Origin of the sequence: Bradyrhizobium sp. CCBAU 51745, from assembly GCF_028128715.1 — a bacterium.
Taxonomy (GTDB): Bacteria; Pseudomonadota; Alphaproteobacteria; order Rhizobiales; family Xanthobacteraceae; genus Bradyrhizobium; species Bradyrhizobium manausense.
Map to the genome: position 1 here is coordinate 627,845 of NZ_LBJP01000093.1, position 14,536 is coordinate 642,380.

Annotated in this window: 12 protein-coding genes; 3 read left to right on the top strand and 9 right to left on the bottom strand. The window is 65.7% G+C overall.

All coding sequences use genetic code 11. The features are described from left to right. The first annotated feature begins 220 nt into the window (after window positions 1-220). Both XH98_RS39135 and XH98_RS39140 read left to right on the top strand, forming a co-directional pair. Window positions 221-2,386: an anthranilate synthase component I gene (locus XH98_RS39135; protein ID WP_271621767.1), complete on the top strand. Its 2,166-nt coding sequence runs from the start codon at window positions 221-223 to the stop codon at window positions 2,384-2,386. 9 nt (window positions 2,387-2,395) lie between these two features. Next, complete coding sequence (locus XH98_RS39140) at window positions 2,396-2,935, top strand: adenine phosphoribosyltransferase (RefSeq protein WP_011085277.1); 540 nt, start codon at window positions 2,396-2,398, stop codon at window positions 2,933-2,935. 6 nt (window positions 2,936-2,941) lie between these two features. On the opposite strand, the gene XH98_RS39145 is transcribed toward XH98_RS39140, so the two are convergent. The 9 genes from XH98_RS39145 to XH98_RS39185 all read right to left on the bottom strand — a co-directional run bounded on the left by XH98_RS39145 (window position 2,942) and on the right by XH98_RS39185 (window position 13,259). Then, a complete protein-coding gene (locus XH98_RS39145; protein WP_271599703.1) occupies window positions 2,942-3,274 on the bottom strand; it encodes a GIY-YIG nuclease family protein in 333 nt (110 codons plus the stop codon). Between the two features lie 128 nt (window positions 3,275-3,402). Further along, window positions 3,403-4,071: a hypothetical protein gene (locus XH98_RS39150; protein WP_271621768.1), complete on the bottom strand. Its 669-nt coding sequence runs from the start codon at window positions 4,069-4,071 to the stop codon at window positions 3,403-3,405. Between the two features lie 60 nt (window positions 4,072-4,131). Further along, window positions 4,132-4,884, bottom strand: a complete 753-nt coding sequence (locus XH98_RS39155) for a hypothetical protein (protein ID WP_271599701.1) — start codon at window positions 4,882-4,884, stop codon at window positions 4,132-4,134. 196 nt (window positions 4,885-5,080) lie between these two features. Beyond that, complete coding sequence (locus XH98_RS39160) at window positions 5,081-6,349, bottom strand: M48 family metallopeptidase (protein WP_271621769.1); 1,269 nt, start codon at window positions 6,347-6,349, stop codon at window positions 5,081-5,083. A gap of 140 nt (window positions 6,350-6,489) precedes the next feature. Then, window positions 6,490-7,050, bottom strand: coding sequence for a LemA family protein (locus tag XH98_RS39165; protein WP_237870166.1), 561 nt, complete (start codon window positions 7,048-7,050; stop codon window positions 6,490-6,492). Between the two features lie 139 nt (window positions 7,051-7,189). Beyond that, window positions 7,190-8,167 carry a small ribosomal subunit Rsm22 family protein gene (locus tag XH98_RS39170; protein WP_271621950.1) on the bottom strand — a complete coding sequence of 326 codons (978 nt, stop codon included), beginning with the start codon at window positions 8,165-8,167 and terminating at the stop codon, window positions 7,190-7,192. A gap of 112 nt (window positions 8,168-8,279) precedes the next feature. Then, complete coding sequence (locus XH98_RS39175; protein WP_271621770.1) at window positions 8,280-11,744, bottom strand: chromosome segregation SMC family protein; 3,465 nt, start codon at window positions 11,742-11,744, stop codon at window positions 8,280-8,282. Between the two features lie 216 nt (window positions 11,745-11,960). Continuing rightward, window positions 11,961-12,632, bottom strand: coding sequence for a DsbA family protein (locus XH98_RS39180; RefSeq protein WP_220003882.1), 672 nt, complete (start codon window positions 12,630-12,632; stop codon window positions 11,961-11,963). A gap of 135 nt (window positions 12,633-12,767) precedes the next feature. Beyond that, window positions 12,768-13,259, bottom strand: a complete 492-nt coding sequence (locus XH98_RS39185; protein ID WP_271599698.1) for a DUF721 domain-containing protein — start codon at window positions 13,257-13,259, stop codon at window positions 12,768-12,770. A 121-nt stretch (window positions 13,260-13,380) separates the two neighbouring features. On the opposite strand from XH98_RS39185, the gene mutY reads away from it, so the two are divergent. After that, entirely contained in the window at window positions 13,381-14,499 is a 1,119-nt protein-coding gene (gene mutY, locus XH98_RS39190; RefSeq protein ID WP_442868685.1) for an A/G-specific adenine glycosylase, read from the top strand. The last annotated feature ends 37 nt before the right edge of the window (window positions 14,500-14,536 follow it).

Genomic DNA, 14,536 nt, shown 5'->3' on the forward strand with positions numbered 1-14,536 from the left:
GCGACCGAGGGCGGCGGCCCTTGACGCCGCCCCCTCGCCATGGTGAGTATCCGCCCCATGAGCACCGCAGCCCGCCCATCCCGTCGTTGGTGGCGCACCTCCTAAGAGGTGGCCGGTGCGATTTATTCTCCCAAAATCGTCTGAGGTCGCCAGCACAGCGCGGCGGCCTGATCGTTTGTCCTGTGTGGCGTTCCCTCGGCAAGTTTCGTAAGAGGACGACATGAACAGGACAGTCTTTGCCCTCCCTCCCAGAAGCGATTACGTCACCCGCGGCGGTCTTGCGATCACGCGCGTGGCCGAACAATTTACCGGCGGCGCCAACAGGCTTGACGATCTCGTCAGCCTGCTCGACCGCCGCCGCGGCGTGGTGCTGTCCTCGGGCACGACCGTGCCGGGCCGCTACGAGAGCTTTGACCTCGGCTTCTCCGATCCGCCGCTCAAGCTCGAGACCGTTGGCACCAATTTCAAGCTCGAAGCGCTCAATGCGCGTGGCGAGGTGCTGATCGCCTTCCTCGCGGACGTCCTGCACGAACCTTGCGTCGTGATCTCCGAGAAATCATCGACGCGCCTTGCCGGTCACATCATCCGGGGCGATGCGCCGGTCGAGGAAGACCAGCGCACCCGTCGCGCCAGCGTGATGTCGCTGGTGCGCGACATCATTGCGGCCTTCTCCGCCAATGACGACGGGCTGCTCGGCCTGTTCGGCGCCTTCGCCTATGACCTCGTCTTCCAGATCGAGGACCTCGTGCAGAAGCGTCCGCGCGAGCAGGACCAGCGCGACATCGTGCTCTATGTCCCGGATCGCCTGCTCGCCTATGACCGCGCCACCGGGCGCGGCGTCGTGCTTTCCTACGATTTCGCCTGGAAGGGCAAATCGACCGAAGGCCTGCCGCGCGAGACGGCCGAGAGCCCGTATGTGAAAACCGATCGTCAAGGCTTTGCCGATCACGCGCCCGGCGAATATCAGGCGACGGTCGAGACCGCGCGCGCGGCCTTCGCCCGCGGCGATCTGTTCGAGGCCGTGCCGGGCCAGCTCTTCGCCGAGCCCTGCGAACGCTCGCCGGCCGAAGTGTTCCAGCGCCTCTGCGTCATCAACCCGTCGCCCTATGGCGCGCTGATGAATCTCGGTGAGGGCGAATTCCTGGTCTCGGCCTCGCCGGAAATGTTCGTGCGCTCCGACGGACGCCGTGTCGAGACCTGCCCGATATCAGGCACGATCGCGCGCGGTACCGATGCGATCGGTGACGCCGAGCAGATCCGCCAGCTCCTGAATTCCGAGAAGGACGAGTTCGAGCTCAACATGTGCACCGACGTCGACCGCAACGACAAGGCGCGCGTCTGCGTGCCCGGCACGATCAAGGTGCTCGCACGCCGTCAGATCGAGACTTATTCCAAGCTGTTCCACACCGTCGATCATGTCGAGGGCATGCTGCGTCCCGGCTTCGACGCGCTTGATGCCTTCCTTACCCACGCCTGGGCTGTCACCGTGACAGGCGCGCCAAAACTGTGGGCGATGCAGTTCGTCGAGGACCATGAGCGCTCGCCGCGGCGTTGGTATGCCGGCGCGATCGGCGCTGTGAATTTCGACGGCAGCATCAACACCGGCCTCACCATCCGCACTATCAGGATGAAGGACGGTCTTGCCGAGGTGCGCGTCGGCGCCACCTGTCTGTTCGATTCCGATCCGGCCGCGGAAGACCGCGAATGCCAAGTGAAAGCCGCAGCCTTGTTCCAGGCGCTGCGCGGCGATCCGCCGAAGCCGTTGTCGAGCTTCGCGCCTGACGCGACCGGCTCGGGCAAGCGGGTGCTGCTAATCGACCACGACGACAGCTTTGTACACATGCTCGCCGATTATTTCCGTCAGGTCGGCGCCGAGGTCACCGTGGTCCGCTATGTGCATGCGCTCGACATGCTCAAGCAGAAGAGGTGGGATTTGCTGGTGTTGTCGCCCGGTCCTGGCAGGCCTGAGGATTTCGGGATCAAGAAGACCATCGATGCGGCGCTGGCGAACAAGCTGCCGGTGTTCGGCGTCTGCCTCGGCGTGCAGGCGATCGGCGAATATTTCGGCGGCGAGCTCGGCCAGCTCACCCATCCGGCGCACGGAAGGCCCTCGCGGGTGCAGGTGCGCGGCGGGCGCTTGATGCGCAATCTGCCGAACGAGATCGTCATCGGCCGCTATCATTCGCTCTTTGTCGAGCGCGACAGCATGCCGGATGTCCTATCCGTCACTGCCAGCACCGAGGACGGCGTCGCCATGGCGCTGGAGCACAAGACCCTGCCGGTCGCCGGCGTGCAATTCCACCCGGAATCGCTGATGTCGCTCGGCGGCGAGGTGGGCTTGCGTATTGTTGAGAATGCGTTCCGGCTGGATGCGCCGGTCAATTGAGAGGCACCAATGACCTTTGACCACGATTTGAAGGCGAGCGTCCGCACCATCCCCGACTATCCCAAGCCGGGGATCATGTTCCGCGACATCACGACCTTGCTCGCGGATGCGCGTGCCTTCCGCCGCGCGGTCGACGAGCTGGTCAATCCCTGGGCCGGCAACAAGATCGACAAGGTCGCCGGCATGGAGGCGCGCGGTTTCATCATCGGCGGCGCCGTGGCGCATCAGCTTTCGGCCGGTTTTGTGCCGATCCGCAAGAAGGGCAAGCTGCCGCACACCACCGTGCGCATCGCCTATTCGCTCGAATACGGCATCGACGAGATGGAGATGCATGTCGACGCCATCCAGCCCGGGGAGCGCGTCATCCTGGTCGACGATCTCATCGCCACCGGCGGCACCGCAGAAGGCGCCGTGAAGCTGCTCCGCCAGATCGGCGCCAACGTCGTCGCCGCCTGCTTCATCATCGACCTGCCAGAGCTCGGCGGCGCCGCCAAGCTGCGCGCCATGGACGTGCCGGTGCGCACGCTGATGACGTTCGAGGGGCATTGAGGCGGTTTAGATCGCCTCGGCCTTCAGCTCTGCCTGCCAGTGCAGCGCGCGCTCCTTCAGCCGCGCGTTCCTGACGTAAGCGCTCTCCTCATCCTCCAACCGCTCGCATTCGCTGAACGCCAGGCCGGCCTCGCCATGCGCGTTCCAGGCGGCCTGGAGGCTGTGGCAGGGGTGGCCGCCCTGGCGCAGCGTGAACCAGATGCGGTTCTGGATGGTCTCGAGGTTCGGGGCCTGGCCGACCCAGACCTCGCTGGAGGCCGCACAGCGGACGACGAAAATGCCCGCAACGGTCTTCCGCTCCTTGTAGGCGGCGATGGCTGCTTTCCGGTCGATGCTCACGGGAATCCTCGCTGAGGGATGCTGTTGTGCAGCCTCAGTAACGGTCGATGCCTTCGTCGTCAATATTACCCGGATAAAATAATCTGAGGGACGAGCCTCGTCCTTTTCTCGCCCCGGAATGACGCCCCTCAGGACCGCTGCAGGATCAGGCTGAGCTCGAGCTCGCGGAAGGCGAGGTAGTTGCGCCGGATCCACTGGTGCAGCTCGGTCGAGGAATCCTTCTCCTGACGCAGATAGCCGGTGAAGGAGAAGCTCAGCCGGTCGATATAAGTTTTGAGGAAGCCGGGCAGTGCGGGAAGACGGAACAGTCTGCCGCCTTCCATCGCGGGCGGCAGCTCGCCGCGGATGACGAACTCATTGTCGACGGTGATCAGGTTCATCCGCGGGATTTGCTGGCGCAGCATCTCATGGGCACGGGCCGAGACGCGGTCGGTGTCGGCGACGAAGAGGATCTGTGGTGCGACATGCCGGCGCGCCGCTTCCTTGAGCAGGCCGATCTCGTCGGTCATCTTGAAGAATTCGTCGAAGGCGTGGAAGCCGAGATCGATGACCTTGGCAAGACCGTCGTCGATGATGACGCGGTCCATCAGCTGCATCTTGCCGAAGGTGTCGATCACGTCGGCGGTCTCGGTCACCTTCGGCAGGTAGTCGAGCAGCGACGGCTCCTTCAGATTGACGTCGAAGGCCGCGACATTACCGTTCTTGAGCAGCAAAAATTCGCTCAACAGCCGCGCCAGCAGCGTCTTGCCGACCTGCGGGCGGGACGAGCAGATGATGTAGAGCGGCGTCGCGGGCATCACGCTATTATCTGAGCGAACTCACCGCCCAATCCAGCCGTATCGGCTCTGCTAGCGCAACTATTTTTCGCTGTTGCGGGTGACAGGTTTCGAACCGACGATGTCGGTCAGGCGGATCCGGTCGAACTCGCTCCAGACATTCGCCAGCCAATGCCGGACATAGCCGCGCAGCACGAACGAATAGTTCGCGGCCTCGTCGTGGATGCCTTTATTGGCGACGAATTTCAGGAACGGGACCGAGGACACCTCGACCTGCTCATAGGCCATTTCGTTGAGCTTCGGGATGGTCAGCTCGGTCGCGTCCTTGATGCGGTGGAAGTAGGAATTATAGGTCGCCTGGTCCCACTGGAAGAATTGGGTGTCGTTGATGAAGTTCTTCACCAGGAAGTATTTTGCACCACCCATGAAGCTGGCGGTCTCAGCGATCTCCTCCAGCGAGGCGATCGAAGGTCCGAGAATGTGGAACACGGCAAAGGTGATCTGCCCGGCCTTGGCGGCGTCGAGGAAGCCGATGTCGCGCAGTGAGGCCAGCGCAGGCGAGAGCAGGCCGGCGCGAACGTCGATGACGGTGACCGAAGGGCTGACGGCGTTGAGCGTGTCGAAGATCTTCATCTGGTCGGCCGTCGTCGTCATGTCGACGATCTCGGTGATCTCGGGGTGGAAGCGCTTCAGCGTTCCCCGCGGCGACTCCGTATCGAAGGCGCGCGTCGGCACGTTGTTGGCTGAGAAATAATCGAGCAAGGTGCGCGATACCGTGGTCTTGCCGACCCCGCCCTTGTCCGCGCCCACCACAACTACCGCCGGCTTTGCCATTGCTGTCCCCTAACGCGCGCCCCCGATCGCGAGGTCGCAATCGGCCGGGCCCCAAATCAATGTCCCGAGTCTGCTGTTGGGCGCGAACATGGCAGAAACAAGGGAGAATTCAAATCTCTGGCGCAGGCCAGCTGCAATTCCTGGAGTTTTTCCCAAGGGCCGTGAAACCGGCTGCAAGGCGTGACGAATTGCTCGCTCAATGGCGGCCCCAGGGACCCATGGGATTGCCCATAGAATTAGCCATGGGATTACCCGGAGGGCCCAGCGGATCGGCTGCAGCGGTTCCTGCGGAGCTCGGCGCGGGCACAGGCGGCGGACCGGGCGGGTTGGCTGCATCGTTCCACGGGCCATGCGGGATTGGAGGAGGGGCACTCTGCGGATCGGCCTGTGCCTCGGGCGCGCCGGTCTCGGGCTGCTCGGTCTCGTCAGCGGGCGGCGGCAGCGGACCCGGATCATGGCCGCCGGCAAACTTGACCAGCGCGTCGACGCGGGACTGCACCGAGGGGTGAGTCGCGAACAGATCGGCAAAGCCTTCGCGCGGATTGTCCAGGCACAGCTCCATCACCGCGGAGGTCGCGCCCGGTAATTCGCCACGGCCTTCGATCTTGCGCAGCGCCGAGATCATGGCATCAGGGTTTTTCGTCAGCTCGACCGAGCCGGCATCGGCGAGATATTCGCGCGAGCGCGACAGTGCGAGCTTGACCACCTGCGACACCAGCCAGGCCACCACGATCAGCACGACCGCGATGATGATGACGATGATTGCGCCGCCGCCGGAATTCTTGTTGTCGCTCGACGATGAGGATGAGCGGGACGACGAGGAGGAGCCCGACGACCAAGATCCGCCACCGGAGCTCCAGCTCAGATTGGTGAACAGGCGGAAGAACAATTCGCCGAAGAATCCGACCACGCCGGCGATGATCACGGCGACCACCATCAGCTGCACGTCGCCGTTCTTGATGTGGGTCAGCTCGTGGCCGAGCACCGCCTCGATCTCCTGGTCGTTCAGCGCCTTGAGCAGACCCGTGGTGACGGTGACGGCATATTGCCGCGGATTGAGGCCGGTCGCGAACGCGTTCAGCGCCGGAGAATCCATGATCTTCAGCTTCGGCATGGTGATGCCGCGCGAGATGCAGAGATTTTCCAGGAGATTGTAGAGCCGCGGCTCCTCCTGCCTGGTGACGTCGCGGCCGCCGGTGACCGCGTCGATCATCGACTGGTGGAAGAAATAGGCGATGGCGATCCAGGCAATCGCCGCGGCCGTCGCAAAGGGGAAGGCGACAATGAGGTCGTGGAAGCCCCGGTTCAGATAATAGGCGACGGTGCCGTTGCCGTTGGTGACGACCTCGGCGACCAGCGCGCCGGCAAAGACCAGCACATAGACCAGCGCGAACAGGCCGGCGAGCAGCAGCATCGAACGAAACTTGTTCGAGGCGATGTGCGTGTAGAGACCATACGCGGCCATGACTGCTTCCGTTAGCTTCGGTCATTCCGGGGCACGCCAACGGCGTGAACCCGGAAACCAGAGCTTAGTGTCGCGGTCGAGGTTCCGGGTTCGCGTCTTCGACGCGCCCCGGAACGACGAAGGTGAGGATCATGCTGCAATCAGAACTTCACCTGAGGGGCGGCCTCGACCTCGGTGCGGCTGGTGCCGAGATCGAAGAAGTCCTTCTTGGTGAAACCGAACATGCCGGCGAACAAAGCGGCGGGCATCTGCTGGATGCCGGTGTTGTACTCCTGGACCGCGTTGTTGAAGAAGCGGCGGCTCGCGGCAATCTTGTTTTCGAGGTCGGAGAGCTCGCTCGCGAGCTGCTGGAAATTGGCGTTGGCCTTGAGGTCCGGGTAGGCCTCCGACAGCGCGATCAGCCGGCCGAGCGCGCCGGAGAGCTGGTTTTCGGCCGCGGACACCTGCGCCGGTCCCTGCGCCGACATCGCCGAATTGCGCGCCTTGATGACGTCGTCGAGCGTGCCGCGCTCGTGCGAGGCATAGCCCTTCACCGTCTCGACCAGGTTCGGGATCAAATCATGACGCTGCTTGAGCTGCACGTCGACATCGGCAAAGGCCTGGCCGACGCGCTGGCCCAGCGCCACCAGCCGGTTGTAGGCGCTGAACGCCAGGAACACGAGGACGACGATGACGCCGAGAACGATCCAGCCGGTCGACATGGAGGACTCCTGAAGAGGGAAGAAGGCGGGCGCTAGGGTAGACCAAATTGGCGCAGGGCGAGAGCCCCGGCGCAGAGGGAAGGTAAGGCTTGGTCGGAACAGGAACCATCCAAGTTCAAGGAGAAAGCCCTGAACGAGGTTAACTTTCGGCAATAACGGCCTCGCCCCAGCGCCAGCGCCGGGCGCTTGCGTAGGCCGCTTTGTCGCGCCGCGGGACTTTCGCGAGGTCGACACCGTCCCCGGTGCAAAGCTTTGCCGTGACCTCGACCTTGCCGACCTCAGGTGGCGCCAGCACGCGTGCGGCGCGGATTGCCGGCGGCGTGCGGGTCAATGCGACATAGATGAAGCGTTCGTCCTCGAACGGCACCTCGGCGCCCTTGATCTGGCGGTGCGCCTGGGAGCGCGGCAGGCGCTGGTTGAAATGGCACCAGTCGGGTGCGATGAGCGGGCACGGTTTTTCGTGCGGGCAGGGCGCGGCGACGAAGGCGCCTTGCGCGATCAACTGCGCGCGCAGCGCGAGGATGCGGTCGTAGCCGGCAGGCGTGCCGGGCTCGATCACGACAAGCGCGTGGCGCGCTTTGGCCCACATCGTCTCCGCGAGCTTGCGCTGGTCGGCTTCACTGATCTCGCCGATGATGTAGCTCGCGACGACGAGATCGGCTTGTGCGACCTCGGCGAGGTTGGTGGCGGCATCACCGGGCAAATAGCGGCAATCGGCGAGGCGCGTGCTGTCGCGAGCGAGCTCGAGCGCGAGCCGGCTGAGCGTAGCGTTGGCGTCGAGCAGGGTGAAGTCCTGCAGGGACGGAAACGCTTCCGCGGCGGCCCAACTCGCGGTGCCTGGACCTGCGCCAACATCGAGCAGCGTTTCTGGTGCGAAGTCGGGCGCGATCTCAGCCAGCGCACTCAGGCTCGCAGCGACGGCCGCGTAGGTGGCCGGCATCCGCGCCAGCGCATAGGCAAGTGCATCGGCCTCCGACTTGATCGTGCCGGACCCGCCGCCGGCGCGATAGGTGGTCGAGATTTTCTGTGACCGCCGTGCCGCGTCGGTGCGGGAAAAGCCCTGCAGCCTGGCGTCGAGCGCGGCCTTGAGTTCGGCGGGAAGCGTGGGCGCGACCATTTTCATTCGCCGTCATCCCGGGGCGCGACGAAGTCGTGAACCCGGGATCTCGAGATGATGGCGCGAGATTCCGGGTTCTCGCTTCGCGAGCCCCGGAATGACGGCAGAGATATCACGCCACGTTCTGGTCGAGAATGTCCACGGCTTCGGCGAGGCTCACAGACACCAGCTGCGACACGCCGCGCTCGGCCATGGTGACGCCGAACAGGCGGTTCATCCGCGCCATCGTGATCGGGTTGTGCGTGATGATGATGAAGCGCGTGTCGGTCGAGCCGGTCATCTCGTGCAGGAGGTTGCAGTACCGTTCGACGTTGTGGTCGTCGAGCGGCGCGTCGACTTCGTCCAGCACGCAGATCGGGGACGGGTTGGTGAGGAATACCGCGAAGATCAGCGCCATTGCGGTCAGCGCCTGCTCGCCGCCCGACAGCAGCGACAGCGTCTGCGGCTTCTTGCCCGGCGGCTTGGCGATGATTTCGAGACCGGCCTCCAGCGGATCGTCGCTCTCGATCAGATGCAGCGCGGCCTCGCCGCCGCCGAACAGCTCGACGAACAGGCGCTTGAAGTGGTTGTTGACGACCTCGAACGAGGTCAGAAGCCGCTCGCGCGCCTCCTTGTTGAGGCTCTGGATGCCCTGGCGCAGCCGCTTGATGGCCTCGACCAAATCGTCGCGTTCGGTGACGAGGCCCGTGTGCTGGGTCTCGACCTCGCGCAGCTCTTCCTCCGCGCGCAAATTCACGGCGCCGAGGCGCTCGCGGTCGCGGCGCATCTTTTCGAGGTCTTCCTCGATGTCGTGCAGCGGCGGCAGCTCGGCGCCGGGCTCGATCTCGGCAAGGCCGGCGACGGCCTGCGGCTCGACCTCCAGCATGTCGCGGATCTCTCGCTCGATGTCCTCGAGCCGGCGCCGCGCGCCTTCCATGCGCTCCTCGGCGCGGGCGGTGGCCTCGCGGGCGCTCGACAAGGCTTCAAGCGTCAGCTTGGCAACGCGATCGGTCTCGGCCATCGCGGTCTCGGCGGTGGCGAGCGCGTCGGCGGCCATGCGGCGGTCGTTCTCGGCGTATTCGATCTCGGTGATCAGAGCGCTGCGCTTCTCGGCGAACAATGCGGGCGCGTTTTCGAGTTCGCTGCGCTCGATCGTGAGCTCGGCAATACGGGCCTGGATGGTGTCGATATGGGAGGCCGCGCTTTCCTTGCGGTTCGCCCACTCGGTACGTTCGGCGAGGATCGCCTGGACGCGGCGATCGGCCAGCTCAGCCTCGCGCGCCAGGGCCTGCGCCTCGGCGCGGACCTGAGCGGCGATGCGGCGATGGTTTTCGATGTCGCTCCGCACCGCGGCGAGACGCGTCTCGGTGTCCTCGCTCGACGGCAGCTCGCTGATGCCGGCTTCGGCGTATTCGTAGGCAGCTTCAGCCTCGGCGCGGTCGGCGGCAAGACGGCTATGCGCTTCCGACAGCGTCGCCTTGCGCGCGGCATGGCGGCTGATCTCGCGCTCGGCGGCGGCATGGCGCTCGCGCGCGACGTTCAGCTCGCGCTGCGCGGCACGCATGGCTTCGCGGCTGGCGCCTTCGGTGCTCGCCGCCATCTGAAGCTCGGACTCGGCATTCTCCAGCGCCTGGCGCTTGATCTGCGCGTCGATGCGGGCCTGCTCCAGCTCGTTCTCGATGTCGACGAGGCGGGCACGCTCGGCGAGGCGCCGTGCCGCGCCAGTCGGAGCGTGCGCGGCGGCGACAAAACCATCCCAGCGCCAGACGTCGCCCTCGGGCGAGACCAGTCGCTGGCCGGTCTTGAGCTGGGCGACCAGCTCGGCCCCGCGCTCGCGCGGCACCACGCCGATCTGCGCCAGGCGGCGCGTCAGCTCGGCCGGCGCCTGCACATGGCTCGCGAGCGGGGTGACGCCCTCGGGCAGCTCCGGATCGCCGTCGGTGACGCCGACATTGGTCCAGCGCATCGGCGCGGAAGGGTCGATCGGCGCATCGAGATCGTCGCCGAGCGCCGCGCCGATGGCCTTTTCAAAGCCCTTGTCGACGGTGATGCCGTCGATGATCGGCGGCCACAGATTCTTGGTCTCGCCGTTGACGATTTTCGAGATCGTGCGCGCCTCGGTGTCGAGCCGCTGCACACGCTTGTCGGCTTCGACCAGCGGCGAGCGCGAGGCTTCCAGCGTCTGGCGTGCGGCGACATGCGCGGCTTCGCTCGCTTGAGCTGCAGCTTCCGAAGCCGCCAGCGTCTGCTCGGCGCTCTCGACCGCGGCGGTCAGGTCGTCGAGGTCGCCGAAACCGCCGGTCTCCGCAGCGAGCTTCTGCTCCTCGGCGGCAACATTGGCGATTTCCTGGTCGAGGCGGGCGAGCTTGTCGCGGTGGGTGCGGACGTTGGCCTCGAGCTGGTTGCGCTTGGCGGTGAGGTCGGCGAGCGCGGTGGTGAGCTCGGCGAACTGCTGCTCGGTCTCGGTCAGCACCGCCTCGGCTTCGGCGACACGCTCGTCGACGCCGGAACGCTTCTCGACGCGCGACTTGATTTCTTCCTTCAGCTCGGCGTCTTCGGTGTCGAGCCGCTGCAGCGCGACGTCGGCATCCATGGTTTGTTGCTGAGCGCGGGAAATATCGCCTTCGAACTGGGCGAGACGACGCTCGAGTTCGGCGACGCGCTCCTTGGCGCGCTCTTCCTCGCGGTCGAGCTGCTCGCGGGCATTGGTCAGGCGCTGCAGGCCTGCGGCGGCGCGCGCCTCGGCATCGCGCAGCGCCGGCATTTCGGCGGCGCGGATCGCCTGGATACGCGCGGCCTCGGCCTGATGCTGGGTGCGCTCGGCCATCTCGCGCACGGCAAGGTCATGCGTCTGGCCGGATTCGTTGACGTCGGCATGGGCGCCGATCCAGCGTAGATGGAATAGCGTCGCTTCCGCCTTGCGGACCTTGGCCGCGACCTCGCGATAGCGCACCGCCTGGCGGGCCTGCTTCTTCAGGCCTTCCATTTGCCCTGCGAGCTGGCCGATCACGTCCTCGACGCGGGTAAGGTTGGTCTCGGCTGCCTTCAGCCGCAGCTCGGCTTCGTGGCGGCGGGCGTGCAGACCGGCAACGCCCGCGGCGTCTTCCAGCACGCGGCGGCGCTGCTCGGGCTTGGCCTGGATGATCTCGCCGATCTTGCCCTGGTGGACGAGGGCCGGCGAGCGAGCGCCGGTGGCGGCATCTGCGAACAGGATCTGCACGTCGCGGGCGCGCACGTCGCGGCCGTTGATGCGATAGACCGAGCCCGCCTCGCGCTCGATGCGGCGGGAGATTTCGAGAATCTGGCTGTCGTTCATCGCCGCCGGCGCGGTGCGATCGGCATTGTCGATCGTCATCGTCACTTCGGCGTGGTTGCGCGCCGGACGGTTGCCGGAACCGGCGAAGATCACCGCGTCCATGTCGGCGGCGCGCAAGCTCTTGTAGGAGGTTTCACCCATCGCCCAGCGCAGCGCCTCGACGAGGTTCGACTTGCCGCAACCGTTGGGTCCGACCACGCCGGTGAGGCCAGGCTCGATGACGAAGTCCGTGGGCTCAACGAAAGACTTGAAGCCGTGAAGGCGCAGGCGGGTGATTTTCATAAGCACGCATCTCTGTTGGCAGGCGCGAATCCCCCTGCCCGGACAATACCATGGAAGGCAATGTCGCTGTCTGGGCGAGTCGCGCGGGGCGCCTCATGCGGCGGACAATGGCCGCGGTGCGCCGCGAGGGCAACCAGCGAAAGCCGCTTTTCCCAAGGGATTTATGCCGGGAAAGATACGGCTTTCGAGATGCGAATCAGGATCTTGACGAGCGAATCAGCTCTTCAGCAGCGGATTGATCTTCTTGGCGAACTCCTCGAACGAAGCCTCGCCCTTGATCTTCTCGCCGTTGATGAAGAAGGTCGGCGTCGAATCCACCTTGAGAACGTCGCTGGCGTATTTCTGGTCGGCGGCGATCTTGTCGAGCAGCGCCTGGTCCTTCAGGCAGGCTTCCACCTGCTGCTGGGTGAGGCCGGCCTGCTTGCCGATCCGCGTCAGGGTCTCCGTGGTGTTCTTCGCCACCCAGTCGTTCTGCTGGCGGAACAGCATGTCGGTGACGGCGAAGTATTTCGCGGCGTCGCCATTGGCGATGCAGCGCGACAGCATCGAGCCCGCAGCGGCCTTGATGTCGAGCGGGAACTCGCGGAAGACGTAGCGGATCTTGCCGGTGTCGATGTACTCCGACTTGATCTTGGGGAACACCTGCTCGTTGAAGGCCGCGCAGTGTGGGCAGGTCATCGAGGCGAATTCGGTGATGGTCACAGCGGCGTCCTTCGGGCCGAGCGCCATGTCGGGCAGCGATACGGGCTTGGCCACGGCTGCGGCGTCCTGCGCCATGGCTTCAGGGATCAAGGCTTCGGAGATGAACCGCAGCGGCGAGAGCCCGGCGAGCGCGGCAAGACCGGTCAGCGACAGCATCGTGGTGAAGGCGCGGCGGGTGATGATCAAGGTCGGCTCCCGAATTGGCGTGGTCTTGCCCGAGGTGCGTATCGAGGTTCCCGGGCGGCCTGTCGCTAGCTTGAAACGTGGTTTGAGGCAATGGCGAGCGGCAGCAACGGGTCCAGAATAGCCCGGGAATGAGGCTCAATTTCGCTTGATGGCGGCTCCGAGCCGCGCCAGCGCCGTCTTCAATTCCTCGTCCTCGATGTCGCCCAGGCTCTCCGCCACCTTGGCGACGGCCTTGGGGTCCGGCGGGCCGGGTCGCTTGCGGACCCGGGGTCGCGACAGGGGGGCCTGGCGGAAGGCGAGCTTGCCGACCGCGCTCCAGCCCAAGAAGCGGTTCACCCGTTCCAGGATCACGTCGGCCGAGTGCTGGATTTCCAGCGCCATCGGCCCCTCGACCCGCAGCACCAGCGTCGCCGGCTCCTGCGGCTGGCCCTCCACGGGCCGCGGCCACTGCATCTTCAGCGGCTCGGCATGGGCCGCGATCTCGGGTCCCGCGATCTGCGCCCACCGCGTCACCAGCTCGCGCGCCGCAAATCCCTGCTTGGCATAGGCCTCGGCAAAGACGTCGTTGAGCAGGATCCCGAGCGGCTTGGCGCTGATGGGCCCGGGTTTGGGAGGGAATTTGGCCATGGGGCCTTATAGCACTCCGGCGTGGGCCGGCAGACTCTCCGCAGCGAAGAAAGACGTGGATGCCCGCGACGAGCGCGGGCATGACGTGGAGAGGCCGGTGCGTTGTCGCTACTGTGAGAGTATGAGCACCAAATCCGCCCGGATGGCGACATCGGAACCCAGACCGTCAGAGACCGTGTCGCGCCCAGTCGCGTTGCTCGCCTGGTACGACCGCCACCGCCGCAGGCTGCCCTGGCGCGCGGCGCCCGGCGAGACGTCGGATCCCTATCGCGTCTGGCTCTCGGAGATCATGCTGCAGCAGACCACAGTGAAGGCGGTCGGGCCCTATTTCGAGAAATTCGTCGCGCGCTGGCCTGACGTCACGGCCTTGGGAACCGCCTCGCTTGATGACGTGCTGCGGATGTGGGCCGGGCTCGGCTATTATTCGCGTGCGCGCAATCTTCATGCCTGTGCGGTCGCTGTGACGCGCGAGCATCGCGGTGTCTTCCCCGATACGGAGGAGGGGCTGCGGGCGCTCCCGGGAATTGGGCCCTACACAGCGGCGGCGATTGCCGCGATCGCGTTCGACCGCCACACCATGCCTGTCGACGGCAATATCGAGCGCGTGGTGTCGCGCCTGTATGCGGTCGAGGAGGAGCTGCCGCAGGCCAAGCCGTTGATCCAGCGGATGGCGGCGACGCTGCTGGCCAACGCGCGTGCCGGCGACAGTGCCCAGGCGCTGATGGATCTGGGCGCCTCGATCTGCACGCCGAAGAAACCGGCCTGTTCACTATGCCCATTGAACGAGGATTGTGTGGCGCGCGCGCAGGGCACGCAGGAGACGTTTCCGCGCAAGGCGCCGAAGAAGAGTGGGACGCTGCGGCGCGGCGCTGCCTTCGTCGTCACGCGTGGCGATGAGCTGCTGGTCCGCTCGAGGCCCGAAAAGGGCCTGCTCGGCGGCATGACCGAGGTGCCGGGCTCGAACTGGCTCGCCGGACAGGAAGACGCAGCGGCGAAGCGGCAGGCGCCTGAGTTGAAAGGGCTGTCGCGCTGGCAGCGCAAGGTCGGCGTGGTCAGCCACGTCTTCACGCATTTTCCGCTGGAGCTCGTGGTCTACACCGCGAAGGCCGAAGCCCGCACCCGGGCACCAGCGGGCATGCGTTGGGTGCCGATCGCGACGCTGGCCGATGAGGCGCTGCCGAACGTGATGCGCAAGGTGATCGCGCACGCGCTGGACCTTTCATCGGGGCCAGCTTCCTGACAGCACGCTGGCAGCAGCGCTGCGCTATCAGCATGCG

Excerpts from the sequence above, each read along its gene's own strand:
- XH98_RS39185 (WP_271599698.1), bottom strand. The coding sequence starts at position 13,259 with ATGGCCAAATTCCCTCCCAAACCCGGGCCCATCAGCGCCAAGCCGCTC.
- XH98_RS39150 (WP_271621768.1), bottom strand. The coding sequence starts at position 4,071 with ATGCCCGCGACGCCGCTCTACATCATCTGCTCGTCCCGCCCGCAGGTC.
- XH98_RS39165 (WP_237870166.1), bottom strand. The coding sequence starts at position 7,050 with ATGTCGACCGGCTGGATCGTTCTCGGCGTCATCGTCGTCCTCGTGTTC.
- XH98_RS39135 (WP_271621767.1), top strand. The coding sequence starts at position 221 with ATGAACAGGACAGTCTTTGCCCTCCCTCCCAGAAGCGATTACGTCACC.
- XH98_RS39175 (WP_271621770.1), bottom strand. The coding sequence starts at position 11,744 with ATGAAAATCACCCGCCTGCGCCTTCACGGCTTCAAGTCTTTCGTTGAG.
- XH98_RS39140 (WP_011085277.1), top strand. The coding sequence starts at position 2,396 with ATGACCTTTGACCACGATTTGAAGGCGAGCGTCCGCACCATCCCCGAC.
- XH98_RS39155 (WP_271599701.1), bottom strand. The coding sequence starts at position 4,884 with ATGGCAAAGCCGGCGGTAGTTGTGGTGGGCGCGGACAAGGGCGGGGTC.
- XH98_RS39160 (WP_271621769.1), bottom strand. The coding sequence starts at position 6,349 with ATGGCCGCGTATGGTCTCTACACGCACATCGCCTCGAACAAGTTTCGT.
- mutY (WP_442868685.1), top strand. The coding sequence starts at position 13,381 with ATGAGCACCAAATCCGCCCGGATGGCGACATCGGAACCCAGACCGTCA.
- XH98_RS39170 (WP_271621950.1), bottom strand. The coding sequence starts at position 8,167 with ATGGTCGCGCCCACGCTTCCCGCCGAACTCAAGGCCGCGCTCGACGCC.